Source organism: Nostoc sp. DSM 114159 (genome assembly GCF_053470285.1).
This window is the reverse complement of the sequence record NZ_JBPFEH010000001.1, coordinates 1349690-1375319: the sequence shown is the minus strand read 5'-3', so window position 1 is coordinate 1375319 and position 25630 is coordinate 1349690. Positions and strand designations below refer to the sequence as shown.

Here is a 25630-nt window from a genome sequence, read left to right as displayed (position 1 = left end):
AGCAACTAGGAAATCAAATTGCAGTATATCTGCCTTTTAAACTATGGACTGGAAGTATAGGTGGAAAAATGGTTATCGACCAAGCCGAGACGAAGCAGCAAAAAATCCTCATTTGTTAGATGAGAGCCAGTTCGAGAACGAACAAGACCGAAAGCTTGCTGAAGAAACTGCAAGGAAGCATTTGGGCGTACCTGCACCAACTTTAGACGAAGATCAATCAATACTACCTCATGCAGCTTTGCCTAATGACAAAATTTAATCCGAAGACATAGGCATTTTTTGCTTATGTCTGTTCCATACCATTATCAAGTTTAACAAAATGCAGATTTCGCAACTTGTCAATCGATTAAATAATAAATTTACTCAGTTACTCACTCAGACTGTAGCTTTAGGTGTAGGTGCTATTGTTCTTTCAACTACTAATGCTAATGCTGCCGAGCAAGTTATTTTAAAGTATGGTACTTTTCAGGGGCAAGTATCTGTTGAAGAATTAAGTCAGTTTACAGAAACTGGCAAGACTACCCCAACATTAAGAGCTTATTTACAGGCGGCGCAACAAGACCCCGCAGTAGCTCGTAAGGCATTGAAAGCCCCAATAAAAGCTGATGCTGCTTTTTTGAATAGTTTACTAGCTAGTTGGGCAGGGCCAATTTTAGTTAACCAAATTGGTGAGGTAGTTCATCCTCCCGCAGGACAATTAGACCAGCAAGCATTGCGAAGTGCTTTAAGTACATCTATTCAACAAAATGGTGAAGTGACATTACTTGGAGCCATTCAGAATTATCCAAATACTTCTGTTGAACTTGAAGGAGATCGTCTTATTTCTGTTTATGAACGTCTCAGCAATCTTGCAGAACTATTATAGGGTAATTTAGAGACAATACAGTTGCGATCTGATGATTGATTTAGTATCTCAATAGTCGTAAATTTTAATCACGATCGCAACGAAGTTAATACTGATGAGTCTATCTTAGGGTTCATACTGTGTTAATTAAAAATTCCCTAACCTAAATGTAGAGTTTAGTCTAAAAATAGGAAAGGGATTTTTATGACAACCGATGTTTCTAAAAATACTAACAAAAATGTGAATGGGTCACTGATAACAGGTGTTCTCTTGAGTATTTTAGGGGTGATTGCGATCGCAGCGCCTAATCTATCGACCATATTCGCCGAAACTTGGATTGCGGTGATTTTGATTTTCGCCGGATTTACAAAACTAGTTTATGCCACTCAAACCCGCCAGCAGGGAGGTTTTATTTGGAAACTTCTATTGAGCGGACTCTATATTGCAACCGGCATAATGTTGTTTGTTTATCCTTTTACAGGTGTACTCACACTAACTTTGTTGCTTGGCAGCTTTTTACTGGCTGAAGGTACATTCGAGTTAATTCTGGCATTCCGGTTACGTCCCCAAGAAAACTGGACGTGGATACTCGGTGATGGGATTATTACATTGGTCTTAGGCGCAATGATTTGGTTTCAGTGGCCCTTCAACGCACCCTGGCTTCTGGGTACACTAGTTGGCGTCAGCATTATTTTCACTGGCGTTTCACGCGTCATGCTATCTTTGAATGCGCGTTCTACCTCAAATCCTACTAATGAAGCTGCAAATCCTACTTAGTAGATAGGAGTGGGGAGTGGGGGGCAATACTGCTCGGTTAAAGGGGAAAGGGTAAGGGGAAAAGGATTGGAAGGCTCGATATATTAAGATAAGGTTTTTTCCCCTTCCCCATTTCCCATTCCCCCTTCCCCATTTCCCATTCTCAAACTTAAGTAGTTAAAGTTTACAAGACGACATTGCAGCAGCGATGCCTATGGCTGGCTATGCCTACGCCAACAAAATTGCTAAATTAACAAAGGAAATCAAAATCAAGGCCAGCTAGCTGCAATCAACAATGGTATCTATTGCTACTCCATTCTCGGATATTCAAAACCATTGGGCACGCTCATTTATAACAGCCTTAGCCCAACGCGGTATTGTCAGTGGGTTGCCTAATGGCACTTATCGCCCTGATAATTCACTTACCCGTGCTGAATTTGCCGCAATTATTGCCAACGCATTTGGGACAGTTTCCAAGAAGCGGCAGTATGTTTCCTTTGTTGATGTACCCACGAATTATTGGGCAGCAGCAGCCATTAAAACAGCTTACGAAAAAGCATTTATTAGCGGTTTCCCTGATAAAACTTTCCGTTCAGCTAACCGAATTACTAGGGTAGAAGTCTTAGTTTCCTTGGTAGCAGGCTTAGAAATTGCTACCAAGGTAAAACCTGACCTGCTCTCAAAACTCTCACAGATTTATCAGGATTCTGTACAGATTCCTGAGTATGGTAGAAATCATGTAGCTATTGCCACCAGCGCTGGATTGGTGGTTAGTTTTCCAAATATTAAATTACTCAATCCTAATCTCGCAGCTACTCGTGCAGATGTGGCAGTGATTATTTATCAAGCTTTGGTGTATTTAGGTCAGGCAGAAAAAATTGCCTCTAGTTACTTAGTACAGCCGCCAATCTTAACACCAACTCCAACTCCAACACCAACTCCAACTCCAACTCCAACGCCAACTCCAATACCAACTCCAATTCCAACACCGACACCAATACCAACTCCAACGCCCACACCTATCGGTAGCGTTAGGGTAAATCATAGCCGGGAATTCCGGGGAGCATGGGTAGTATCTGTGTGGAATGGTGATTGGCCTTCCAAACCGGGACTTTCTGTTGCTCAACAAAAAGCAGAACTTACCGAGATTATTACTAAATTACAAGCGCTAAACTTCAATGCTCTGATTTTCCAGGTGCGACCAGAGGGAGACGCTTTGTATGAATCTCGATTAGAGCCTTGGAGTGCTTGGATTACAGGAACTCAGGGGAAAGCACCGGAACCATTTTACGATCCTTTAGCGTTTGCGATCGCAGAATGTCATAAGCATAATCTTGAACTCCATGCTTGGTTTAACCCTTACCGCGCTAGCACTTCCACTGACCCAGCTAAAACAGTCCGTCCCCACATCGCAGCGACTAATCCAGAAAGCGTTTATTTGTGGAAAACACAACGCTGGATGGACCCAGGACTAAAAATAGTTCAGGATAGAGCTTACAACGTAATTCTCGATGTAGTGAAGCGCTACGATGTTGATGGCATTCACTTAGATGATTATTTCTATCCATATCCCATTGAGGGGCAGTCTTTCCCCGATGATAAAACCTACGCTGCATATAAAGCAGCTGGTGGTACACTCAGCCTTGGCGACTGGCGACGAGACAATGTTAACAAAATGGTACAGCGCCTCTGGCAAGGGATTAAAACAACTAAACCCGACGTTAAATTTGGTATTAGTCCTTTTGGGATTTATCGCCCCGGCCAACCCGCGGGTATTACTGGATTGGATGCTTACAATGTGCTGTATGCCGACTCAAAGAAATGGTTAGAAGAAGGTTGGATTGATTATATTGCTCCTCAACTTTACTGGCGCACAGACCAACCACAACAAAGTTATCCAGCGTTGCTACAGTGGTGGACACAGGTAAACACAAAGCAAAGACACGTTTATGCTGGTAACAATTTGACAGAACCAAGCAACAAGAGTCGGGAGAGTGATGAGATTGAAAAGCAGGTGAAAATTAGTCGTAGCCAAGCTGGACGATTGTCACTAGGGAATATCTTCTTTAATCTCAGTGTTTTGACAGAAAATAGTCAGGGTATTGCTGATAAATTTCAAAGTCTGCTGTATAACAAACCTGCCTTACCGCCAACTTTGCCTTGGCAAGATACAACACCACCATCTCCACCCATTGGACTACAAGTCAATAACCGCAAATTAAGTTGGCAGCCTGGAGATAATCAGCCAGTTCGTTCCTGGACACTTTATCGGCTGAGTGGCGATACTTGGACAATTCAACGAATTTTATCTGCTGGCACAACCTTCGCTACCGTCCAACAAGCCGGAACCTATGCCGTGTGTGCAGTGGATAGATTAGCCAACGAGAGTGCGGGAACAGTTATTACAGTTAGTTGAACAACAGTGTTGCCCAGATTCCTGAGAGGATGTTTTAAAAGTCAAAACCAGTCAAAAATTATGCCAGTCGTCTGACCATAATACGAATCATGGCAATATAGATAAATATCTCGGAAGTTTCAGGTAATCTTTCATAATCTTTGCTTAAACGCCGACACCAATTAAGCCACCCGAAAGTTCGCTCAACAACCCAGCGCTTTGGTAAATGAACAAAACCCTTTTTTTCCAAGGGTCTAAGAACAATTTCTACAATCCAGCGAAACATATCCATCACCCACCGCATAAATTCTTCTCCTCGGTATCCTCCATCCATCCAAATAGTGTTCAACCGTTTTACTTGATTGCCTGTATTGTGAACTCGGCTGAGGACTTTTTTCGCGCCTTCACGTTCTGGAAAACTAGCCGATGTTACCAAAACCCGTAAAACTAGACCCAGTAAATCTACACTCAAATGGCGTTTACGCCCATGAATTTTTTTACCTGCGTCGTAACCAACATCAATAGAGATCATCGTTGCTGTTTCTACTGACTGGCTATCAACTGCTGCTTCTGATGGGCTAGGTTCACGCCCCGCGTCTACTCTCACCCACTGGTAGAGTTGATCGTGAACTTTCAACCATGTACCATCTTTACCCCATCTCCAAAAATAACCATAAACCGTTGACCAGGCGGGAAAATCACCTGGTAGACCTCGCCACGTACACCCCTCACACAATACATAGAGAATCGCATTCACCACCGCAAATAAGGCTAATTTTCGGGGACGACCACCTGGCTTTGCTCCTGGGAATAGGTCTGCAATTAATTCCCACTGTTCCCATGTCAAATTGCTACGGTATGCTTTAGTCATTCGCTCACAAGGTGCTGTTTTCTACAAATCTCAGCATAAGCCTTGTGAGCTTTCTTACAACAGCCCCTCTCTTTTAAAACATCCTCTGATAACTTTTGTGGAGACAAGTAACGAATAGGGGTCTGACTCTTCAAGATAAAACCAGTCTGACAATAATACTGTAACTGCGGCATTAAAACCATCATCACCCGCTTAAACACTGATGCTGGAAATTTTTTGAATAATTAACTCTTATAAGCAAAAAATAGTTTTAACCTTTTCATAACTTAAGATTAACCCAAATTTATCCGGTATCAGCTCTAGAATTTCTGAAGTAAACATTGTACAAAAAAGCTAGGACGTACAGGATGTAAATTACATGACTCGAAAAGCCAGTAAAGTGTTTATACAGTCTGGGGTAATTCCTTACAGAGTGAACAATGGTAAAGTTGAAATCTTGCTAATTACAACTCGTGACTTTCAACACTGGGTGATTCCCAAAGGAGATATTCCTAATGGCATGAGTCCACCTGATTCCGCAGCCAAAGAGGCGTGGGAAGAAGCAGGGATAATTGGGCAAGTGGATGCAAATGAACTAGGAACTTACAAGTACCGCAAACAAGGCAAAATTTACTGCGTCAAGATGTATTTACTATCAGTTGATATGCTGAGTGAAGATTATCCAGAAGCAACTAAAAGAAAACGGCAGTGGGTAGAAGTGAAGAAAGCTATTAGGCGAGTTAAGTTTAATTCACTCAAACGAATCTTGAAAGGTTTTTTCCAGGTCGAATCTCAATTTTGTTCGTTACGATGTTAAGTAATAACCACAATAAATCAAACTACATTATACAATATAAAATTAATTAAAGGTTTGGAGCCGTTGACCACAAACCTTTGCTTATTCACACCTACTTACTTAAATCCATAGTAAAGCTATCCAAGTTTTTATACCGACAATTCCATCAGCTTGCAATTTTTTAGATGTTTGAAAACTAACAATTGCATTCTTAACTGACTCAGAAAAACGCCCATCGATGGCATCAGTATATAAGCCAATATCTTTTAATTGCTGTTGTAATTGTTTTACTCTTAGCCCAGAATCTCCTAGCTGCAATCCATTAAATCTATTCAAATCGGCTCGACCACTAACACCAGTTACACCAGATATATCACCTTCATATTGATGGATTAAGTATTGTCCTTGCCAAGCACCAGGAATAGTTGGGTTTCGAGTTCCGTAGTGGGCAATCCATAACGGATAAGTAGCAAAATCAGATGGATTACCAAGTTGTTCCCAAAAACTGGGGAAGGTATAAATAATTGGTTTGATTGGTTTTTTTGTTTGTTGCAAAAGGGCTTTTTCCACCTCTGCTAACCACAACTTCGCTCCATTAATTACAGCTTGGCTACTTCCTTTGTCAGTTACCTCTACATCCAGAACTGGTGGTAAGTCTCCCGGTTCTAATTTGCCCAAAGTTTTTAAGAATTCCTTTGCTTGCTGCACCGGATCGGATGTATGAGGGTGAAAAAAATGATAAGCACCGCGAATCAGACCAACAGCTTTCATAGTTTGCCAGTGATGAGCAAAAAGAGAGTCTTTGATGCTAGCTCCTTCTGTGGCTTTGACAAACGCAAAAGTTTTACCAGAGTTTTTTACTGCCGTCCAATCTACTCTGCCATCTTGATCGGCAACATCAATTCCTTCCATAAAATTTTTTAACCTTTTTGATCAGTACAATCCTGAACTTATCAGAGGCTTTGATTAAATTTATGCTTTTTTTGGGTATTTGAGTAAATTACAGAAATTTACTAGGGTTGAGTGTTAACGGCTCGTACTGGAGTCACTCTAACTTTGCCTGTACAAGGCTTGATTTGTTCTGTAAGGGTCAAGTGCTCGTAAGCATTAGGAGGTGTGATTTGAATTTTACTAGACATTGGGCAGTTTTGATCTGGGGAATTAATGTGGTTGTATGCTATCTGAAATGAGGCTTGTTTTCCAGGAGCCAGAATTACTTGTTGTCGAGGTTGCTTACTCGAAAAGTAAGTATCCTTGGAGCGAATAACTTTAATCCCCTGCAAAGGTTGATCTTTTGCATCCAGTAGTCCCAGTCCCGGATAACCATAGAGGGTGCAAGGGGATGAGCCGTTATTGGTGAAGGCGTAGGTGAGTGCAACATTCCCAACGCCAGCATCTTCGGAAATTCGGCGCACTGATAATTGGCTAGTTTCACAGCGCGTCGGATTTGTGGCAGTAGTGGCTTCAGGGGTAGAATGCTCTATAGGTTTTGCAGTCGGTGTAGGTGTTGAGTTCAACACAGCTTCTTTCGTCGGCTGTTCAGTGATTGTTGGCAAAGCTTGCGGCTGTTTTGTAACAGAGGAAGAACCGACACAGCCAGTTGTCATTGCAGTTAGGAGCAATAACAGACTGCTTTCCACAATTAGAATTCGCATATCTTCTTTTTTTGTAGTGAACTACTTACACTGATGCTTCATATACAGTATAAGTTTCCAAATTTACAAGGGTTATGCACGTCCGCTCCAATGACTTGTTCTGCTGCATCATTAGACCTCTTGCAAAAATATATTTTTGCAAGAGAGGGAAAAGGGAAAAGGTTAAAGGGAAAAGGTTTTGAATTTCTTTACTCTTTTACCCTTTTCCCCCGCCCCTTATCCCCAGAGCAGGGTGGTTTCATACAACGAGAGAAAAACTAAAAATAGATTTCAAAGCCTCTCTCCGCTTGCCTAACGGCAGGCTGACGCCAACGGGGAGAGGAATGGAAGTGGGGTCAAAATCTATGGTTATATATGAGAAATCAAGACTTATGTATTTTTCTTTTTTCGTATGAAACCACCCTGGCCCCTTATCCCCTTCAGGGGCCCCACCTTCCCCTTTACCCCGACAAATGCCAAGAAGTCTATTACATAACAAATTCAACAGCTTATCCATCTTTTCGGGCAACGTGAACAGCAGAAAGAAACGAGAGGTTTACACTGTCTCCAAAGTTCCTCAGCTTTTCTTGCAATTGTGCAAATAGCAACTCCTTCGCCTTTGGCTCCAGTGTACTCATGGTACTTAATAGCTTAAAGAAGTCATCAATGCTGTACGTCACCTCACACGCGATTTGCTCAGTTACCAACTCCTTAAAATAACCAGAGTCTAGAATGTCTTGTTCAAACCCTCTCAAAATTTCTGCTTGAGTTTCTGCACCTTCATAGCGGACAAGTGAAGGAGCATAAACTTGATACACTTGCTCGATCGCTTGGTAAACTTCATATTTCAGTTCAGGTCTCAGATTCCATAGTAGGATGAGAAACCCGTTGTCGCGTAATGCTGTCGCTGCCTTGGCATAGCGAATTTCTGACGGTATCCAGTGAAAGGCATTAGCAGATAGAACGGCATTGAACTGTTTTGCTTTTAGTTCCCACTCCTCAAATGAGGTGTTGTGGATTGCAACGTTTGGATAGGTTGCACAATGGCGTTGTGCCAAACGACAAAAATCTTGGTTTGGCTCAATACACGTCATTGAAAAACCAAATTGAGCGTAAGCTACTGTCGCATTTCCTGGACCACAACCGACCTCAAGAATCGATGCATCTGAGTCAAGTTGGGCTAAAACGACAGACCGCTCGATCAGTTCCTTTGGATATTTTGGTCTAGCGTTGTAATAAATATCAGCTACGGGAGAATACCAATTCCTTCGCTGTTCTAAATCTATAGAAGCTCTGGCATTTATTTCTTGTTTAGAGTCTTGCATAATTATCTGTTGCTTCAATCAAAACGCTATACTGCTTTTCACAATTAGAATTCCCATATTTTCTTTTTTTGTAGTGAACTAGTTACACTGATACATCATATACATTGTAAGTTTCCAAATTTACAAGGGTTAGCGTTGCTGTTCATATATATGTATTGGAAGATGCAAGAGGTAAATTATGAAAGATGAAAGAAAGTTTATCGAGCGTAGAAAGTTGCTTAAGAGATATGCTGCTGGCGAGAGAGATTTTGCTGGAATTAGAATCAGTTCCTCCGGGCTGGATGGAGAAGATTTGCGGGAAATTGACTTGAGCGGAGCCGATTTGATAGGTGTTGATTTGAGTGGCTCCAACCTGAGCTATGCTAACTTGAGTGGAGCCAAAATGCTTTGTGTTAACCTCACTAATGCCAATCTCAGTTATGCGAATCTGCGAGGAGTTGACTTAAGTGGTGCTGATTGCATAGGGACTGACTTTTCCAATGCCAGTTTGAATGATGCTATCTTTACTGCTGCTGTATTTGATGGGGCTAATCTCTACAGGGCGGCGATTGGTGGTACTGCCAAATTCATAAAAACTGATTTTAGAGGAGCCAAAAATTTCCCCCCTCTCGGAGAAGGTGTTTTGGTGTATAAAACTTTTAGAGAAGATGGAAGTTTCTTCAAAGCCCCTAATTGGATTGAGTGAGGTGGAGAGAGTAATAATTAAGTGCAAGCTTATAGGGAAACATATTGACAAAACGCGATCTTTGCTTTCGACTTTTGAATAATGTAGGGAAATAGATTTATGCTTCGTTCAGATCGCCCATTTACATAACTAGCAACTTGAGTTAGTAACAGAAATTCTACGAATGTATGATTAACTGTACTTAGTAAGTATGATTGTTTGAGCTAAAAAATTATGAGATTTTTCAATTTTTGTCAGATCAGTCTTCCACTGGTCGGTTTTGCCTTACTAGGATGGATAGCGCCAAGAGCTAATGCAGCGCTTTTAGTCGGGAGTTATTATAATAACTCCGTTCTGCGCTACGACGAAAAAACGGGAGAATTCATTGATGACTTCGTTCCTTCCGGTAGTGGCGGACTAAAGGGAGCAACTGGTTTAACTTTTGGACCCGATAAAAATCTCTATGTTAGTAGTATTTTGAGCGGTAGTATCCAACGTTACGATGGTAAAACAGGGAATTTCATTAGTACCTTTGTTCCTTCAGGTAGTGGTGGACTAGATTCACCTGAAGACTTAGTTTTTGGACCTGACAACAACCTCTACGTTACCAGTATTAACAGCCGCACTAGTAATAATGTTCTACGCTACAATGGGCAAACAGGAGAATTTATCAATGCCTTTGTCCCCTCCGGTAGCGGCGGACTCACTGCACCTTTTGGTTTGAGCTTTGGTTCAGACGGGAACCTTTACGTAAGTAGTAGTCTGACTGATAGTGTTTTAAGGTATAACGGGCAAACAGGAGCTTTTATTGATACTTTTGCTACAGAGGAAAAAGGGTCGGAACCTGATGGCTTGAGCTTTGGACCAGACGGTAATCTCTACGTCGCTAACTTTCGGACTAATAATATCTTGCGCTATAACGGTAAGACGGGAGCTTTTATCGATACTTTTGTCCCATCTGGTAGTGGCGGACTTAACGGCCCTGTAAAGCCAATCTTTGGTACTGACGGCAACCTCTACGTTAGTGGTTTAAATAGTAACAATGTATTACGTTACGACGGCAAGACAGGAGCTTTTATTGATACCTTTGTCCCTGTCGGTAGAGGTGGGTTGAATGGGGCTGGCTTTTTGGCTTTCACTGAAAATAGCACTGCTATTCCTGAATCTAGAATGGGGTTAGCTGTGTTGGCACTTGGTACTGTGCTAGGAGCAAGCAAGGTACTTAGCCGTAAGCAGAAAGCTACATCATAAAAATCCAGCAATTACTAAAGTTTGAGTAGGAACCCCAGGCGATTTGAGCATTTTGATTCCAAATACCCAAAAATTTAAATCTAAATTGAATTTACTACAATTTGGAGAGGAAGTAGCAGCTAATGGCTGTACTTACCCTCCAAATAATGATTATTTTTACTATTTTTGGTGATTTTATTTTTTTTAATTCCTTGATACAAATTAAATATTATCTGTTGCCTCAATCAAAGCACTGCAAATTCCTGGTTCGCTCATCGAATGTCCGGCATCAGGAACCACTATAAATTCCGCTTCTGGCCAAGCGCGATGTAATTCCCAAGCTGATATCATTGGGCAGACTACATCATAGCGTCCCTGAACAATTACAGCCGGAATATGGCGGATGCGGTCTACATTTAAGAGTAATTGATCTTCGGTTTCCAAAAATCCCTTATTCATAAAGTAATGGCATTCAATCCGTGCGAAAGCGGAAGCAAATTCACTCTCGCCAAACTTTTGCATGAGTTCTGGGTCTAAGAAAAGTCTACTGGTACTAGCTTCCCAAATTGACCAAGCACGCGCTGCTGTTAATTGAATTTCTAAATCTGGATTGGTCAAACGTTTGTAATATGCTGCGATTAAATCGTCACGTTCATCTATCGGAATTGGTTTAAGATATTCTTCCCAAGCATCAGGAAAAATATAGCTAGCACCCTCTTGGTAGAACCAGCGCAATTCTTTTTGTCTCAGCATGAAGATCCCACGCAGAATTAATCCTGTACAGCGAGAGGGATGGGTTTGACTGTAGGCTAATGATAAAGTGCTACCCCAACTACCACCGAAAACCGCCCACTTTTCTATACCTAAATGTTGGCGCAGTTTTTCAATATCACTGACTAAATCCCAAGTGGTGTTTTCTCGTAATTCTGCATGGGGTGTACTTTGACCACAACCACGCTGGTCAAACATGACTAACCGCCATTTTTCTGGGTGGAAATATTGCCGATAAAAAGCTGGACATCCACCACCAGGGCCTCCATGCAGCAAAACGATGGGTTGACCTTGCGGGTTTCCTGACTCTTCAAAATGGATAGTATGAAGGTCGGAAACTTGTAAACTACCTTCTAAGTAAGGCTCGATCGCTGGGTAAAGTTCTCGCATTTTCGATATTTTATCAGTAATGTTGTGATGGCGATCGCTATGTATCAATACGGTTCAGATAAGCATTTTGAACTCAAAATAGGGTTTGGGGAAAAGGGAAATGGGTAAGGGTTAAAGGTTTTTTATTCCCCTTTCCCCTTTACCCTTTCCCCTTTAACCGAACCGTATTGCGCTATGTCTTGGTCAAACAACATTTTTTACCTTGGAACTGGTACTTGATTAATTACCGACGCAATTACCGCATCCATTTGTAAACCATCCAGCATCGCTTCTGGTTTCAATATAAGACGATGACGCAGTAACGGTGATGCAACTGCTTTTACATCATCTGGCGTTACAAAATCCCTTCCCGCTAACCACGCTAGAGCTTGAGATGTCTGCAACCAAGCACCGGTAGCGCGGGGTGATGCACCCAAAGTCAAATCAGGATATTGACGCGATATTGTCACCAATGCCAACAAATAATCAACTATCGCTTCTGATACTTTAACTTCTTTAACTGCTTGTCGTGCTTGCAAAATGTCGGCTACTGTTGCGATTGGTTTCAAACGGCTAATATCTAAACGTCGTGCTGCAAAACCCGCCTGACGATTGAGTAACATTTGCTTTTCAGCAGCTCGATCGGGGTAATCTACCATCAGCTTAAATAAAAATCTGTCTAACTGGGCCTCTGGTAAAGGATAAGTACCCTCAAATTCTAGGGGGTTTTGGGTTGCAATTACCCAAAATAAATCTGGTAAAGGCAAACTTTCACCATCCAGTGTTACCTGCATTTCTTCCATTGCTTCTAGCAGCGCCGCTTGTGTCTTGGGCGGAGTACGGTTGATTTCGTCTGCTAGCAATACTTCAGTAAATATTGGCCCTTTTTTCAAAGTGAAATTGCGGCTATTCAAGTCAAAAATATTAGTACCAGTAATATCTGAAGGTAAAACATCTGGTGTTAATTGAATCCGGCGAAACTCCCCTTGAATTAACTGCGCCAACACTTTTACTAGTAGGGTTTTTCCAGTTCCCGGTACTCCTTCTAAAATTACGTGCCCACCCGCTAACAGTGCTACTAAGAGTTGCTGTATTAAGCTAGATTGTCCGACAATTACTTGATTAAGACCTTGACCAAGCCGAATTAAAATAGGATGCGTTTCACTCATATTTTTTATTGATAAATAACCAACGCCGAAATATTATGCATAATTCAAAAAAGTTAATTTTGAATTTTGAATACTTCGACTGCGCTCAGTACAAGTTTTGAATTTTGTATTTCCCTAATGGTTCGCCATTTTCCCAACCAGCTTAACAGGTCTCGTTCACTGATGGGTTGTTTGCGAGATTGTAGCTTTAAAACTGCATCTAGTTCGGCTGCACTTGCACCTGTCTTTTCCATCCAGAAATCGATCAAGGCTTGACGTTCTAAAAGTACTTGCCCTAATCCCAAGACTTTTTGGAGTTCTAGTTGTTCTTGTTTACCCACCATTTCAACCACAAAGTCGGTGGTATCAGCTTTCTGCAACACTCCGGCTAAAGCTTGGATGTATGCTTCGCTATTATCTATAACTGGTGTATCTAAAGCTACTGGCTTGCCAAAGCGGCGATTCTGCGCCCAAACTAGTACTAATAGCAGGATACCTGCCTGTATCAAGATTGGAAGTAAAGGAGTTTTGGCAAAAAAGCTAAATAAATCTCCTTCGCTTTCTTTCTTCCTGACCTCGGCATCTTTATAGCCGTGGATGTATTCATCGACAAAGACTGTGTTACTTTTTTCAGTAACCAAACTAGCTAAATACTTGAAATTACTTAAATAATCTTGGTAGGCGTTGGCAGCTAAATAAGGAGTAGTAGAAAAAATCACCTTTCCTTTTTTGTAATTTTTTTTCCAGACAACAGCACCAAAGCGATCGCCTAAATTAACTTGCTGGGAGTTAGCTTTTTTATATCGTCTACGTGTATCAATTTTAATATCACCTTCAGGAGATTTTTGCATAGTGCTAAACTCCGCTTCTGTAACCCGCGCCTTTGCACCCAAAATTACCAAAGTATTCCCTTTCTCTACCCATTCCTGCTCTTGACTATCTAGTGTGGTTTCTCTGGGATAGCCGCCTACTTGTAGGAAGGTAACTGGGCTGTTCTCTGGCTGAATATCACTAAAAGGCTTTTGCCAACGCTTGATAGAAATTCCCTGTTGTTGCATAAAAGCGTACCAAGCACCATAGCCATCAGAGTTACGGTTATAGGTAGAGCCAGCGTTAATTTTAGTATTATTGGGAGCCGCGAACAAACTAAGTAAAACGATCGCAGCCAGTGCGATCGCTCCCATCCAAGCAAGGCGATTTGGACGTTTCATTTTCGACTTTCATAGCCTTTGAATATCACTGTTAATACTTACTTATTTTTCAGTTAAAGTCAAAATATACTTTAGACCTCTTGCAAAAGTGCTTTTTGCAAGAGAGGGAAAAGGGTAAAGGTTAAAGGGGAAGGGGACGATACAGAACTTTTTCCCCTTCCCCTTTCCCCTTTTCCCGACTTATGCAAGAAGTCTTTTCTTTAACTTCTTGCAGCGATCGCCTGTTTGATGAATGCTTCTAAATTTTGGGTAGCGGTGGGATTGTCAAACAGAACCTTGCTTGAGAGTTTTAGGGCTTCACGAACTGAGTATCGCCAATCAATATCTTTGGCTAATCGCACTGCAATCTGAATATATTGCGAGGGATCGTCTGCAATTGTCTGTGTGACAGCGATCGCTTGCAAAAAACCATAGGAATGACGCCCCCGCATAAACTCACCAGGACAAGTAACAATTGGTAAATGACAGGCGATCGCATCCAGTGTTGTGTTACCACCCGCCCAATCGAAGGTATCTAAATAAATGTCTGCCAAAGAAAGCAAGTCAAAGTAATCATCACGCGGCAGGACAGGAGAAAATACACAATAGTCAAGACTATCTAATCCGACAGCCGCAAATGCCCGTTTCAGACGTTCTTGAGAAATCCCAGAGCGAAGAAACATAAACTGAGCATTGGGAACTTGACGGGCAATTTCTGCATAAACGTAATCGTACTGCGGTAAATATTTATAAGCAGCTTGACTAGAAATGTAGACGATCGCATCTTCTCGTAATCCAAAAAATAATCGGTTGCGGCTAACTGAGTCAACTTCGATCGTTGGATAGGAAATCCCAACACCAGTCAAACGTACAAGGCTTTCGCTGTAGTGATATTGCCCATTCACAGGCTCCATCAGTTCGCTAGATAAAAAATAGTCAATGGTGGGTAATCCAGAAGTGACAGGTTGCCCCCAAGCCATACATTGAATCGGCGCTAAACGCAGTCCAGCAATACATAGTGTTGTGGCATCCATTCCTAACTCTGGAAAAATTAACACATCAAGGCGATCGTCAATAACTTGTTGACAAATCTGTTCTAAATTATTCGGCAAATGATAAAACTTCGTACTATGACACTGGAATAATTGAGTAGCAGCATCAATTTGATGCCCGATGTGATATGAATAAATTTCAAAATTTTGATTATCTGCATATTTAAGCCAGTTTAAGAACAAAACTGTTCCACTCCAGCTACATAAAAAATAGGAAAGATAGCCAATTTTAATTCTGCGATTGTTACTAATAGAAGAAATCGGAGATACCTGACTCCATTGTGGATAATTTGCCGTCATAATTTGGTGAACTAGCTGTCCATATTGCTGCTGTAATATCAGGTCATTTTTTGCCTGATATGCAAGAAAAAAGTTTGTATGATGGCTGATTCCCATGAAAGCTTTTTTCTGCTCATCTGGGCTATTCATGGTTATTTCTTGAATCAATTTTTCTAGCCCATCTTGAAACCAGGCTCGATAGGTATCAATTTCTTGAGGAGTATGATAAGTTTCTGGCAGCATCAGATAGCTCAACATTTTAAATACGTAGTTTTCAGGAAACTTCTCTGTAACCTGTTGAGCGAAGTTACGAGCTTCCAGATAGTTCTGGCTTTGCTTTAGACGAATAATCAGCCAGTAATAGAGTTCTTCTGCTTGAGGGCAATTGCTAATACCATTTTGCAATGTTGCGATCGCCGCTGGCATCTGACCAGTTTTATACAAAACATTACTTAACTTTAGATAATAGTTAATTTGGTGCGGACAACTAGATAAATACTTGCTGTAATATGAGATAGCGTTTTCAGGCAATTCACTATCTGCGAAATAATCACCCCATCTTTGCCAAGATTCTAGCCGAGCCGCTTCATAAATAGTTGGCTGTTCAATTTCTGACAAATCACATCTGGGAATTTGTGCAATTTCTGGCTGCTGGATAATGTAGCGATCTTCGTGATTAATTGGGATGCGAAAGTTAATTAATGATTTAATAATAGACCATTCTTCGGTAGTTAATTGACCAGTAAGCCCTACATTTAGGTCTTCCGAAACAGCTTCTTCTAAACTAAGTTTCAGAACTGTTTCAAAAAGTAACGAGTTAGCATTATCCTGTAGTTCATCCGCTAAACTTTGGCTGTCAATTAGTAGTGTTATATCTTGTCTAGCTGGATGTGTGAAAAGAGTTCTGAGAACATTCGTCAAGTCTTCTGCGATTGCAGTTTCTAAATTAGACCAGTCAGGAAAGATAATCAAGTTAATATTTCTTAATTCATTAATTAACATAGCGTTGCAATTACTAATGATACGATCGTCTATTAAACTCGAAAAATCCTAAAAAGCCTTCAGTTTCCCCAGCGACTCAAAAAAGTTTTGCATTAGTTTATGGACGAAAATGAAAAACGAATCCTTGACTCATGGCAGATGAATGCTAAATTATGGACACAAGCAGTTCGTAATAAACAAATTGAAAGCCGTGCGATCGCCACAGATGCCGCTATAGTTAAAGCGATAACCCAACTTAATCCCAGAACATTCTTAGATATTGGATGCGGTGAGGGATGGTTGTCTCGACAGCTATTTTCTTTAGGAATTGATGGCTGGGGTGTTGATTTTTGCGCCGATCTCATCGAGACAGCAAAGGATAGTGGTGATTCTCGCTTTGTTGTCTGTTCGTACTCGGATCTTGCATCACAAAGATTTAGCACCATTAACTATTTCTCTTGCTTGATTTGCAACTTTTCAATTTTAGGCGAATGCGCTGTTGATGAGATCGCTAAGGCAGGTCATAGCCTGTTAGAAGACAAAGGCAAAATAATCATTCAAACACTTCATCCGATAATTGCTTGCGGTGACTCTCCATACTCCAATGGGTGGCGCGAAACTTCATGGCAACCAAATGCAGATCGACCATTCTACCCTACTCCTTGGTATTTCCGAACCCTGGAATCATGGATTAACGAATTCCATGCTTTGAATTACCGATTGCTAAATTTATATGAGCCATCCGATCCCAAGACAAATAAACCGATTTCCATTATTTTTGTCTTTGAACGGGAGTAAAGTATTAATTAACCGGACTTGATATTAGAGGATGTTTGAAAATTAGTATGCTGTGATTTTAATCACATTATTATCCCCCTTAATCTCCCCGATATATTGGCTACGGGCATTTGTAGGGAAAAGGTAAAGGGGAAAGGGAAAAGGAATAAAAAACTTTTCCCCTTTGACCTTTCCCCTTTTCTCGCAAGAGTGCAAAAGTTACTTTTGCAAGAGGTCTAATAATCTGGGTTTTACCCCACCCTAACCACTGCTTGAATTCAAGAAACGATCGCCCGAATTCAAGAAACGATCGCCCGAATTCAATAAACGATCGCCCGAATTCAATAAACGACCGCCCGAATTCAATAAACGATCGCCCGAATTCAATAAACGACCGCCCGAATTCAAGAAACGATCGCCCGAATTCAATATCCCTCCCCGCCTCGGAGCTACGGTGTATACACAAGTCAGAAAAAGTTTGATTTTCCATTGTTCTTTCGTTTGTCTCGTTCTCATGCAGAGCATGAGAATGCTCCTCGTTGAGGCTCTGCCTCCAATTTAGCATTGAGTCAGAGACTCAATGAATGCATTCCCAGTAGAAGACTGGGAACGAGGAATTTTTTCGTTGTCAACTAAGAATATTTCTGCCCCTCTCCGCCTCCAAGAGGGGTTGGGGAGAGGTTCATCGAACTCACGTCAAGTTACTAATTCCATGCTGAAGCAAAACTAAAGCTCTCCTTCTAACTGTTGGGCTACCAGTCTGGCAAATAACCCTGGTTGAGCAATCAATTCCGAAAAAGTACCTACCTGTACGACATGACCAGCGTCAATCACATAGATGCGATCGGCATTACGAATTGTGCTGAGGCGATGGGCAATTACCACTCTAGTAGCGTTTAACTTAGCTAAACTTTCAGTCACAATTGCCTGGGTACGGTTATCTAGGGCACTGGTCGCCTCATCCATCAAGATAATTTTGGGCTTGGAAACCAGCGATCGCGCAATCAATAATCTTTGCCGTTGTCCACCGGAAAGATTACTACCACCCTCAGCGACGATCGTATGCATTCCCATTGGCATTTGCTTGATATCATCAGCAAAACCTGCCATTTGTGCGGCTGACCAAGCTTCTTCTAGGGAGACTAAAGCTCCGGCGGTGATATTATCAAAAACCGATCCTGTACCGATTTTACCATTTTGCAGTACCACTCCTAACTGTCTTCGCACAGCTTGGAGTTCCATCTCTGCTAAATCTTTGCGATCGTAATAAATGCTCCCTGTTAATGGAGTTTCAAAGCCCAATAACAACCGCAATATCGTTGATTTTCCACTTCCAGAAGACCCAACGATCGCGATAAATTCCCCTGGTTCGGCATGGAGGCTGACATCATTGAGGATTAAGCTGCCATTTTCCGAATAGCGAAAGCTGACACGATTTAGGGCAATGCGACCGCTTAATTGACCGGGATTAACCTTGGTTGAGTCATATTCCGGCTGCGATCGCCAAATCGGTTTTGCTCGTTCCCAGATTGGTATAATACTCCAAATTTCCGATACAGTATTGCTCAGGTCAATTACTCCTTTGATAAAAATCGCCAAAGCATAGTTAAAAGCAACGAATGTACCCAGTGTTAGGCGTGTCTGCATCAACAACATGGCAAACCCAAACAGCAGTATAGAACTTACCAAAGGGAGTGCTTCGTTAAATATAGAAACACCATCTTTAATCTCTTGCCAACTCGCCTTCAGTCGGATCTGCTGGCTATACTTTTTTGCCCAAGCTGCAAATGCGCGTTCTTCCGCCATTGTGACTCGCAGTTTGGCAACACCGTTGATTAGTTGTACCGTGAGTCCCTGAATTGCACCATTGAGTTCTTGCTCTTTTTGCGATTTCTTCACCAAAAGGAAACTTGCAACAGTCGTAACCACAGTGGCAAATATTGCTAAACCCACACCCACAAGCGCTAGTTGCCAACTGTAAATAAACATCAGCACCAAGTTGAATAAGGCAAAAACTCCACTCAACAACGTTCTTTGGGTAGCACCGCTAAGTTTTTGATGAATTTCCCTCACCGCCATAACGCGGTTGACCAAATCTCCAGAAGTATACTGACGAAAAAAGCTAGGACTTAATCTGAGTAACCGATCCCAAATGGCTGGCTGTAATATGCTATCAGTGGCGCTTTCCACTCGTAGGGTAATAATGCTTTGGGCAACTTGAAAAGCTAACTGCCCAAAGGCGACTGCAAACATCACCAATCCGATCTGCCAAAGCATTGCGCGATCGCTATCGGGAATGGCATGATTGATTAAAATTGCTGTTGCTTGCGGTGCAACCATTCCCAAGATTGTGCCCAGTAGCCCTACCACTAAAATACTGGCGATGTCTTTTTCATAACCCTTGACCCCAAAGCGCAGTAAATCAATGGCGTTGAGCGCAATTTGTGGTAACGGTCGATACAGAACGTATGCTAAAGGTGACAGTGTTTTTGCTATTGATTCATTTACAGGTGTGCGAGTCCGCGCTACGGGGTCAAAGATGACATAATCCCGATTATCTGTAGGTAACAACGCCACTGGGCGTTCCAACTGAGTATAAGCTAACATTGCTCCTTGGTCTTGACGCCACCAGCCATCTGCTAAAGTTATACGCCGAATCCGAATTTGTGATGCTTGTGCGATCGCGGCTACAGGGTCTTTAATAGAATTCAAATCCTCTGCTGGTGGACGAATCTCTATCCCCAGCGTCCGTCCAACTGCCCCAAATGCTACTAATAAGGGCGGCCCTTCCTGAGAAAAAACCGCCTCCTGCTGTGGCTGTAATACTGTTGCTAAATCAGAGAGTGCCCCCTCTATTACTTGCTGATTAAATTGTTCGCGTTCCTGAAACTGCCGAAATTCTGCTTCTGTTTCTTTGTTCGCCAGCAAACTGAAGTAGTGAAAGAAATAAGTCTGCAAACTGGCTAAACCTGCCAGAAGTTCCTCGGAATTTTCTAAATCTGCCGTTGGCAAAATTTGTCCGATAACTGCATCTTCTGCCTCCAGCCACATATCACTCGTGAGTGGAAACGCTGGTGAAGCAGAATTCAACGTTAATTCCTCAACTCCCATCCAGTGAGTATTGCCTTGCTGCAACTTCACCCATACAAGTGTTTGTTGCGTCCACTGTAGCGTTTCATCAGGCGATAATGAAAAATCTCGCCCTAATGTCTGCACAAGGTTTAATGGCGTAGTCAAAACTGTCTGCTGGGCGCTAAGAGATTGTCCTAAATGATTTACCCAACCTTCTAAAAGTTCTATGGATTGAGAGTCAGCCGCCGTGATTCCCTTAACCAAATCAACCATTGACATCTGGCATAATTGGGTAGGTTCAATTGCGATCGCTACAAAATTCCATTGGCTTTGTGCGATTACTTCCGGTAACAAGACTTCACCAGCGTTGGCATGAAACAGATAGCGGCGATGCTCTTTTGGTAAACTGTTTTTAACTCTAGTTGCAAACACCGCCAATGTTCCAGACTGTACTATCCACAATGTTTCTGAGTCATTCAACAGTACTGGTTCGTTTGGTTGAAGAAAGTATGGTTTGGGAAAAGGATTCACTGAAGTAAATCGATATGAGTTTGAGCAGTGGAAAAAGATATAAAAAACTATTGTATCCCGGCTGAATATAACAGAAATTTTTTTGATGATAAAATTACGAACTGCTAACCTAAACGATATAGACTTCATCTTTACTCAAGAAACTAGAGATGAATTCAAAGACCTTATCCTCTGCTGGAGTCGAGAAGAACACGGCAGAAACTTACACTCTGCTGACAAACATTATTTAATGATTGAAAATGCTTCAGGAGAAACGCAAGGCTACGCTATTTTGTCTGGCTTAGAATCACCGAACCGTAGTATTGAATTAACTCGAATTATCGTTGCTGAACCAGGGCTAGGATACGGCAAGCGTGCATTACGAATAATCCTCAAAAAGATTTTTGAAGAGTATAATGCTCATCGTTGTTGGTTAGATGTATTTGAACACAATCAACGTGCTAGACATGTTTATCAGTCAGTCGGCTTTCAGGAGGAAGGAGTTTTGCGAGAAGTCTTGAGGCAAAAAGATAAGTATTCTTCGTTAGTAATTATGTCTATCCTTGAAAACGAATACTTCCAATAAATGTTCTCAAAACATTATGCTTCTGCTGCGTGAAGTAAGCGAACATAAGTTCCGCCTTGCTGCCATAATTCCTCATGGGTGCCACGCTGCACGATTTTACCTTGCTCTAGCACAATAATCTCATGGCAATCGCGTATTGTGCTGAGGCGGTGGGCTACTACAATACACGAACAACCGCGCTGTTGCAAGTTGCGGTTAATAATCAACTCCGTTTCTGCATCCAGGGCACTGGTTGCTTCATCCAGTACTAAGATTGTGGGATTTCTCACCAAAGCGCGGGCAATTTCTAAACGCTGGCGTTGGCCACCACTAATATTCATACCGCCTTCAATCAACTCAAAGTCATATTTTCCAGGCATAGATACGATCGCATCATGAATCGCTGCATCTTGGCAAGCCTGCACCAAATCGGCTTCTGGTATAGTTGAATCCCAAAGAGTGATGTTTTCTCGCACAGTGCCGGCGAATAAAAAGATATCCTGTTCAACCATTGCCAACCAGTTAGCCAGAACAGAACGCTTAATTTGCGATCGCTCTACACCATCAAAGCAGATTTCCCCTTCCCACGGTTGATAAAGCCCGCAAATTAATTTAGCAACTGTGGATTTACCAGAACCACTTCCCCCCACAAGCGCTATCCTTTGCCCTGGCTTGACTGTCAAGCTCAAATTCTCAATCAACGGAGGTTCTACACGACTGTAGCCAAATGTAATATTTCGTAACTCAAGATTACCCTGTAATTGCCAAAGAAACGAGGAAGTAATTTCTCCCCCTGCCCCCCCTGTTTCCTCTGCTCCCCCTGCTCCCCCTGCTCCCCTGTCCCCCTCCACTTCCAAATCAACGGGATTTTGCAATACATCATCAAGCCGATTTAAATCAGCTTCTAAATCTTGGAGTGTACTGCCAAAATTAACGAGGCTATTAACTGGCTCTAAGAAGCTCAGTGTTAGACTTTGGTAGGCAACCAGCATCCCAATGCTGAGATTACCCTTCATTATCTGTAAACCACCAACCAGCAAAATAGAAGCTGTGGCTAGGGCTGTCAAAATTGTGGGTAATGTGGTGAGAATTTGAGTTTGTAAGCCTAATTGTTGCTGGGCGTTCATGGCTTTAGCATAATAACCCGCAAACCGAGCAAATAAATCTGACTCCAGCCCAGAAGCTTTGATGGTTTCTATCGTTTGGATGCCACTAACCGTTACTCCGCCCACTTTGCCATATTCCTGAGCTAGGCGCATGTTTGCATCTACACGAGTTTGCGATAAAAATAAAAGAGCGAGAATGTTGATTAAAGCAAAACCGACTGCGATCGCACTCAGCAATTGATCATACTGAATCATAATCAGCAGGTAAAATATCATCATCACCGCGTCAATTATTGTGGTTGCCAAAGGCCCTGAAAGTACTTCTGCTACCCGGCCATTCAGTTGTACTCGGCTACTGATTTCCCCAGCAAACCGTTGATCGTAAAACCCAATGGGCAATCGCAGAATATGCCAGAGAAACTGTCCAGATGTGCTGACTGATAACTTAACCATCAATCGCCGCAGGTAGGTAAGGCGCAGTCTAGCAAGGAATGCCCGTAATAAAGTAGTTAACAGCATTCCTAACAGCAAAGGTCGTAACCAATCTTGCCGGTCTTGGATTAAAATCTCATCGATAAATACCTGAGAAAAGGCTGGCACAGCTAACCGAGGCAGTGTTAACAATAACCCCGCAAGCAAGCAAAATAAGATAGTAACTCGTGAATTTTGTAAGCGGCTACTTAAGGCTGAGACAATGTGATTTTTTTTGCCTCCCTTCTGAAAATCCGCTCCTGGTTCCATTGTCAGCACAACACCTGTGTATGCGCGATCGAACTCTTCCCAACTTACTTTTCTCCGACCATTGGCAGGATCGTTGAGGTAGACACGTTTTTTGCTGTATCCTTCTACTACGAGAAAATGGTTAAAATTCCAAAAGGCAATGTAGGGGAGGCGGGTAGTTTTGACGTTTTCCAGAGACAGTTTTAAACCTTTAGCATTGAGTCCATAATTTTTTGCAGCTTTGACAATATTAAAAGCTTTACTCCCATCCCGCGAAACACCGCATTCTTCACGCAGTTTAGCCAGTGGCACAATCCGCCCGTAATAGCTCAGAATTATTCCCAAAGCAGCCGCACCACATTCGACCGCTTCCATTTGCAAAAGTGTAGAAGTGCGGACACGATTTGGTTTAAATTTTGGGATTGGGAATGGGGCATTAGGCATGGGGCATTGGGGAGTTAAAACTTGAAAGTTGACCTTCTGAGGGTGGAAGTTGAGCTTCTGAGGATGGAAGTTGACCTTCTGAGGGTGGAAGTTGAGCTTCTGAGGGTGGAAGTTGAGCTTCTGAGGGTGGAAGTTGAGCTTCTGAGGGTGAAAGTTGAGCTTCTGAGGGTGGAAGTTGAGCTTCTGAGGGTGAAAGTTGAGCTTCTGAGGGTGGAAGTTGAGCTTCTGAGGGTGAAAGTTGAGCTTCTGAGGGTGGAAGTTGAGCTTCTGAGGGTGAAAGTTGACCTTCTGAGGGTGAACCTTCAAGTTTTAACCTCAATGCCCAAATTAACGCGATGTGCAACTTATCCTTAGAACCTCTCCCCCACAGGGAGCAGGGAGCTACGGTGTACACACATCTTGGTAATGAAGCTCAAACCCTGGATTTACCCCCCTTAATCCCCCCGATGTTTTGGGGGGAAATATCTGCTTCTCCCTTTTGCTAAAGGGGAAATATCCGGTTCTCCCCCTTACCAAGGGGGAGTTAGAGGGGGTGAAAAGGACTTGTGTGTACATCTTAGGCACAGGGAGGAGAGGCTTTGATTCTTGCTCCCCTTCCCTTGTAGGGAAGGGGTTGGGGGTTAGGTCTGAAAGAAAGTTGCATACGGCGTAAACTAATAAATTCCCGTCCAAGAGCGCAGCATAGGAATAATATAAGAAATCGGTGCTTTTTCTCCAACTTTTACTTGAACTGATGTAGTTGTCCCAGAAGATATTTTTAAGGCTGGGCCATCAGAGGATGACCATTTGTAGCCACTGACTGATGTAGGGTTTTCTTGGAGTTGGATAAAAGCTTGCACCTGATTTTCACCTTTACCTGCAAGACTGGCGGCAATTTCTTTGTTACCAACGATCGCTGTAATATCTTGTGTACTTACCGGAAATGAAGAAATATCTGCAACGGTTCCGACAATACCACCTTCGCGCTCGCGTTTAGCAAAGCTGGGAGTCACTTGTACAGCCATCCCTGGCTTGATTTGCTTACCATCTTTATTCGCAAAGTAAACAAGACTCATAAGTTTTGAATTTGGCTGTTCAGCTTCAATTGACCCCAAGCGACTACCCGGATTCATCATTTGTCCGGGGACAGCGCTCAGTTCGAGAATGTGACCATTATATTTGCTAATAATTCTACTTTCTTTAGATAATTGCAGTTCTAACTGGGCAATTCGCCGCTTTACTTCCCGAATTTGATTTGTTTTATCAATTGATTGCTTTAAATCTTGTTCGCGTAGTTTAGTATTTTGAGTATTAATATCTTTAATTTTGGTTTTAATTTCGTCAATTCTATTAAGATTTTCCAGATATTCGCGTTGCGTAGTGGTTTCTTGGATTTCCAGATCCTTGAGTTGTACATCAATATCTGACAGTTCACTTTGAGTATTAAAATATTCTTGTTCGGCTTGCACCAACATATCTTGGCTGATGACGTGCTGCTCAAAAAGGTGACGACGGTTATCAACCCGTTTTTTAAGAGTTTTGAGTAAGTAATTAATTTGTTGTTTGCGGGAATTAATGCTTTGGCGTTTTTGAGCGATCGCTCTTTGAGTTTGATCGCGTAACTTTGGCGCATCTTGCTCTCGGCGCAGATTATTTTCCAAATCCATTCTCTGCTGCCCAAGAGTGATAATTTGTTGGTCAATCAGCAGCTTTTGTAGCCTGTCAGTCTCTTGATTTTGGGTTTGCAGTTGTTGCAATTTTACTTGCTCTTGCTGCAACTGCTGTTTTAGCGCTGATTGGTCGATAATACCGAGTACATCACCTTGTTTAATAATATCCCCCGCCTTTACCTTCAGAGTTAGTAATGGCCCAGAACTGGGTGCTTGAAATTCCACAACATGGTGCGGTTTAATCAAGATACCTTGACCTGTGACAGTCAGGGGAATTCTGCCGAACACACTCCAAACGCCAGCTACAGCAACTACAAAACTCAAAGTAGATAGAGTCAACCAAGCTTGAGGTTTGACAACTTGTATTGCTCGATCCAGTTGTTCTGGTGAAGATAAACGCTCTAAGGCTTCTTGGCGATATATGTGGCTGTGTTTTAGTTGCATTGTTCTCCTTTTTCCTGAGAGCGCTTAGAGCTTCAAGTCTTCTAGACTTTTAAGATTAA

22 protein-coding genes are annotated in these 25630 nt (G+C 42.1%); 9 read left to right on the top strand and 13 right to left on the bottom strand.

Translation table 11 applies throughout. The annotated features are described in order from the left end of the window. Nucleotides 1–43: 43 nt before the first annotated feature. The 4 genes from ACR5KR_RS05400 to ACR5KR_RS05385 all read left to right on the top strand — a co-directional run bounded on the left by ACR5KR_RS05400 (nucleotide 44) and on the right by ACR5KR_RS05385 (nucleotide 4016). Nucleotides 44–259 (top strand): bromodomain-containing protein, encoded by a 216-nt coding sequence (locus ACR5KR_RS05400; RefSeq protein WP_445627442.1) that lies wholly within the window; start codon nucleotides 44–46, stop codon nucleotides 257–259. A gap of 60 nt (nucleotides 260–319) precedes the next feature. Next, nucleotides 320–865, top strand: a complete 546-nt coding sequence (locus ACR5KR_RS05395; protein ID WP_445627443.1) for an alpha/beta hydrolase — start codon at nucleotides 320–322, stop codon at nucleotides 863–865. A gap of 183 nt (nucleotides 866–1048) precedes the next feature. Further along, nucleotides 1049–1621 (top strand): HdeD family acid-resistance protein, encoded by a 573-nt coding sequence (locus ACR5KR_RS05390; protein ID WP_445627444.1) that lies wholly within the window; start codon nucleotides 1049–1051, stop codon nucleotides 1619–1621. 274 nt (nucleotides 1622–1895) lie between these two features. After that, a complete protein-coding gene (locus ACR5KR_RS05385; RefSeq protein WP_448265755.1) occupies nucleotides 1896–4016 on the top strand; it encodes a glycoside hydrolase family 10 protein in 2121 nt (706 codons plus the stop codon). A gap of 58 nt (nucleotides 4017–4074) precedes the next feature. Here the strand turns inward: ACR5KR_RS05385 and ACR5KR_RS05380 are convergent, their stop codons facing one another. After that, on the bottom strand, nucleotides 4075–4866 hold the full coding sequence (locus ACR5KR_RS05380; RefSeq protein WP_448265250.1) for an IS5 family transposase: 792 nt from the start codon (nucleotides 4864–4866) through the stop codon (nucleotides 4075–4077). A 358-nt stretch (nucleotides 4867–5224) separates the two neighbouring features. On the opposite strand from ACR5KR_RS05380, the gene ACR5KR_RS05375 reads away from it, so the two are divergent. Further along, nucleotides 5225–5662, top strand: coding sequence for an NUDIX hydrolase (locus ACR5KR_RS05375; RefSeq protein WP_335002491.1), 438 nt, complete (start codon nucleotides 5225–5227; stop codon nucleotides 5660–5662). Nucleotides 5663–5761: 99 nt separating this feature from the next. Here ACR5KR_RS05375 and ACR5KR_RS05370 read toward each other — a convergent pair whose 3' ends face one another. The 3 genes from ACR5KR_RS05370 to ACR5KR_RS05360 form a co-directional block, all read right to left on the bottom strand. Further along, entirely contained in the window at nucleotides 5762–6553 is a 792-nt protein-coding gene (locus ACR5KR_RS05370; protein ID WP_445627446.1) for a GH25 family lysozyme, read from the bottom strand. A gap of 101 nt (nucleotides 6554–6654) precedes the next feature. Then, nucleotides 6655–7296, bottom strand: a complete 642-nt coding sequence (locus ACR5KR_RS05365) for a DUF4232 domain-containing protein (RefSeq protein WP_445627447.1) — start codon at nucleotides 7294–7296, stop codon at nucleotides 6655–6657. Nucleotides 7297–7784: 488 nt separating this feature from the next. Beyond that, nucleotides 7785–8600 carry a class I SAM-dependent methyltransferase gene (locus tag ACR5KR_RS05360; RefSeq protein WP_448265754.1) on the bottom strand — a complete coding sequence of 272 codons (816 nt, stop codon included), beginning with the start codon at nucleotides 8598–8600 and terminating at the stop codon, nucleotides 7785–7787. Between the two features lie 178 nt (nucleotides 8601–8778). Here ACR5KR_RS05360 and ACR5KR_RS05355 point away from each other — a divergent pair, with 178 nt between their 5' ends. Both ACR5KR_RS05355 and ACR5KR_RS05350 read left to right on the top strand, forming a co-directional pair. Continuing rightward, nucleotides 8779–9285, top strand: coding sequence for a pentapeptide repeat-containing protein (locus ACR5KR_RS05355; protein WP_448265753.1), 507 nt, complete (start codon nucleotides 8779–8781; stop codon nucleotides 9283–9285). 213 nt (nucleotides 9286–9498) lie between these two features. Next, complete coding sequence (locus ACR5KR_RS05350; RefSeq protein ID WP_445627449.1) at nucleotides 9499–10515, top strand: Vgb family protein; 1017 nt, start codon at nucleotides 9499–9501, stop codon at nucleotides 10513–10515. A 201-nt stretch (nucleotides 10516–10716) separates the two neighbouring features. Here the strand turns inward: ACR5KR_RS05350 and pip are convergent, their stop codons facing one another. The 4 genes from pip to ACR5KR_RS05330 form a co-directional block, all read right to left on the bottom strand. Further along, nucleotides 10717–11655: a prolyl aminopeptidase gene (gene pip, locus ACR5KR_RS05345; RefSeq protein WP_445627450.1), complete on the bottom strand. Its 939-nt coding sequence runs from the start codon at nucleotides 11653–11655 to the stop codon at nucleotides 10717–10719. Nucleotides 11656–11852: 197 nt separating this feature from the next. Then, nucleotides 11853–12803: an AAA family ATPase gene (locus tag ACR5KR_RS05340; RefSeq protein WP_448265752.1), complete on the bottom strand. Its 951-nt coding sequence runs from the start codon at nucleotides 12801–12803 to the stop codon at nucleotides 11853–11855. 53 nt (nucleotides 12804–12856) lie between these two features. Then, nucleotides 12857–13993, bottom strand: a complete 1137-nt coding sequence (locus ACR5KR_RS05335; RefSeq protein ID WP_448265751.1) for a DUF4350 domain-containing protein — start codon at nucleotides 13991–13993, stop codon at nucleotides 12857–12859. A 200-nt stretch (nucleotides 13994–14193) separates the two neighbouring features. After that, nucleotides 14194–16305 carry an O-linked N-acetylglucosamine transferase, SPINDLY family protein gene (locus ACR5KR_RS05330; RefSeq protein WP_448265750.1) on the bottom strand — a complete coding sequence of 704 codons (2112 nt, stop codon included), beginning with the start codon at nucleotides 16303–16305 and terminating at the stop codon, nucleotides 14194–14196. Between the two features lie 99 nt (nucleotides 16306–16404). On the opposite strand from ACR5KR_RS05330, the gene ACR5KR_RS05325 reads away from it, so the two are divergent. Beyond that, nucleotides 16405–17082, top strand: coding sequence for a class I SAM-dependent methyltransferase (locus ACR5KR_RS05325; RefSeq protein ID WP_448265749.1), 678 nt, complete (start codon nucleotides 16405–16407; stop codon nucleotides 17080–17082). A 100-nt stretch (nucleotides 17083–17182) separates the two neighbouring features. Here the strand turns inward: ACR5KR_RS05325 and ACR5KR_RS05320 are convergent, their stop codons facing one another. Further along, nucleotides 17183–17551, bottom strand: a complete 369-nt coding sequence (locus ACR5KR_RS05320; RefSeq protein ID WP_448265748.1) for a hypothetical protein — start codon at nucleotides 17549–17551, stop codon at nucleotides 17183–17185. A gap of 236 nt (nucleotides 17552–17787) precedes the next feature. After that, nucleotides 17788–20664: an NHLP bacteriocin export ABC transporter permease/ATPase subunit gene (locus ACR5KR_RS05315; protein ID WP_448265747.1), complete on the bottom strand. Its 2877-nt coding sequence runs from the start codon at nucleotides 20662–20664 to the stop codon at nucleotides 17788–17790. Between the two features lie 85 nt (nucleotides 20665–20749). On the opposite strand from ACR5KR_RS05315, the gene ACR5KR_RS05310 reads away from it, so the two are divergent. Further along, on the top strand, nucleotides 20750–21229 hold the full coding sequence (locus ACR5KR_RS05310; protein WP_448265746.1) for a GNAT family N-acetyltransferase: 480 nt from the start codon (nucleotides 20750–20752) through the stop codon (nucleotides 21227–21229). Between the two features lie 14 nt (nucleotides 21230–21243). Here ACR5KR_RS05310 and ACR5KR_RS05305 read toward each other — a convergent pair whose 3' ends face one another. From ACR5KR_RS05305 to ACR5KR_RS05295, 3 genes are all read right to left on the bottom strand, one after another. Beyond that, on the bottom strand, nucleotides 21244–23478 hold the full coding sequence (locus tag ACR5KR_RS05305) for an NHLP family bacteriocin export ABC transporter peptidase/permease/ATPase subunit (RefSeq protein WP_448265745.1): 2235 nt from the start codon (nucleotides 23476–23478) through the stop codon (nucleotides 21244–21246). Further along, nucleotides 23471–23872, bottom strand: coding sequence for a hypothetical protein (locus ACR5KR_RS05300; protein WP_448265744.1), 402 nt, complete (start codon nucleotides 23870–23872; stop codon nucleotides 23471–23473). The genes ACR5KR_RS05305 and ACR5KR_RS05300 overlap by 8 nt, the downstream gene beginning before the upstream one ends. 259 nt (nucleotides 23873–24131) lie before the next feature. Then, nucleotides 24132–25571, bottom strand: a complete 1440-nt coding sequence (locus tag ACR5KR_RS05295; RefSeq protein WP_448265743.1) for an NHLP bacteriocin system secretion protein — start codon at nucleotides 25569–25571, stop codon at nucleotides 24132–24134. Between the last annotated feature and the right edge of the window lie 59 nt (nucleotides 25572–25630).

What these genes read in the sequence shown, in the direction of transcription:
- ACR5KR_RS05390 (WP_445627444.1), top strand. Translation starts at nt 1,049, where the DNA reads ATGACAACCGATGTTTCTAAAAATACTAACAAAAATGTGAATGGGTCA.
- ACR5KR_RS05340 (WP_448265752.1), bottom strand. Translation starts at nt 12,803, where the DNA reads ATGAGTGAAACGCATCCTATTTTAATTCGGCTTGGTCAAGGTCTTAAT.
- ACR5KR_RS05370 (WP_445627446.1), bottom strand. Translation starts at nt 6,553, where the DNA reads ATGGAAGGAATTGATGTTGCCGATCAAGATGGCAGAGTAGATTGGACG.
- ACR5KR_RS05335 (WP_448265751.1), bottom strand. Translation starts at nt 13,993, where the DNA reads ATGAAACGTCCAAATCGCCTTGCTTGGATGGGAGCGATCGCACTGGCT.
- ACR5KR_RS05400 (WP_445627442.1), top strand. Translation starts at nt 44, where the DNA reads ATGGACTGGAAGTATAGGTGGAAAAATGGTTATCGACCAAGCCGAGAC.
- ACR5KR_RS05375 (WP_335002491.1), top strand. Translation starts at nt 5,225, where the DNA reads ATGACTCGAAAAGCCAGTAAAGTGTTTATACAGTCTGGGGTAATTCCT.
- ACR5KR_RS05395 (WP_445627443.1), top strand. Translation starts at nt 320, where the DNA reads ATGCAGATTTCGCAACTTGTCAATCGATTAAATAATAAATTTACTCAG.
- ACR5KR_RS05295 (WP_448265743.1), bottom strand. Translation starts at nt 25,571, where the DNA reads ATGCAACTAAAACACAGCCACATATATCGCCAAGAAGCCTTAGAGCGT.
- ACR5KR_RS05355 (WP_448265753.1), top strand. Translation starts at nt 8,779, where the DNA reads ATGAAAGATGAAAGAAAGTTTATCGAGCGTAGAAAGTTGCTTAAGAGA.
- ACR5KR_RS05305 (WP_448265745.1), bottom strand. Translation starts at nt 23,478, where the DNA reads ATGCCTAATGCCCCATTCCCAATCCCAAAATTTAAACCAAATCGTGTC.
- ACR5KR_RS05320 (WP_448265748.1), bottom strand. Translation starts at nt 17,551, where the DNA reads ATGGAAAATCAAACTTTTTCTGACTTGTGTATACACCGTAGCTCCGAG.
- ACR5KR_RS05310 (WP_448265746.1), top strand. Translation starts at nt 20,750, where the DNA reads ATGATAAAATTACGAACTGCTAACCTAAACGATATAGACTTCATCTTT.
- ACR5KR_RS05360 (WP_448265754.1), bottom strand. Translation starts at nt 8,600, where the DNA reads ATGCAAGACTCTAAACAAGAAATAAATGCCAGAGCTTCTATAGATTTA.
- pip (WP_445627450.1), bottom strand. Translation starts at nt 11,655, where the DNA reads ATGCGAGAACTTTACCCAGCGATCGAGCCTTACTTAGAAGGTAGTTTA.
- ACR5KR_RS05365 (WP_445627447.1), bottom strand. Translation starts at nt 7,296, where the DNA reads ATGCGAATTCTAATTGTGGAAAGCAGTCTGTTATTGCTCCTAACTGCA.
- ACR5KR_RS05325 (WP_448265749.1), top strand. Translation starts at nt 16,405, where the DNA reads ATGGACGAAAATGAAAAACGAATCCTTGACTCATGGCAGATGAATGCT.
- ACR5KR_RS05330 (WP_448265750.1), bottom strand. Translation starts at nt 16,305, where the DNA reads ATGTTAATTAATGAATTAAGAAATATTAACTTGATTATCTTTCCTGAC.
- ACR5KR_RS05350 (WP_445627449.1), top strand. Translation starts at nt 9,499, where the DNA reads ATGAGATTTTTCAATTTTTGTCAGATCAGTCTTCCACTGGTCGGTTTT.
- ACR5KR_RS05385 (WP_448265755.1), top strand. Translation starts at nt 1,896, where the DNA reads ATGGTATCTATTGCTACTCCATTCTCGGATATTCAAAACCATTGGGCA.
- ACR5KR_RS05380 (WP_448265250.1), bottom strand. Translation starts at nt 4,866, where the DNA reads ATGACTAAAGCATACCGTAGCAATTTGACATGGGAACAGTGGGAATTA.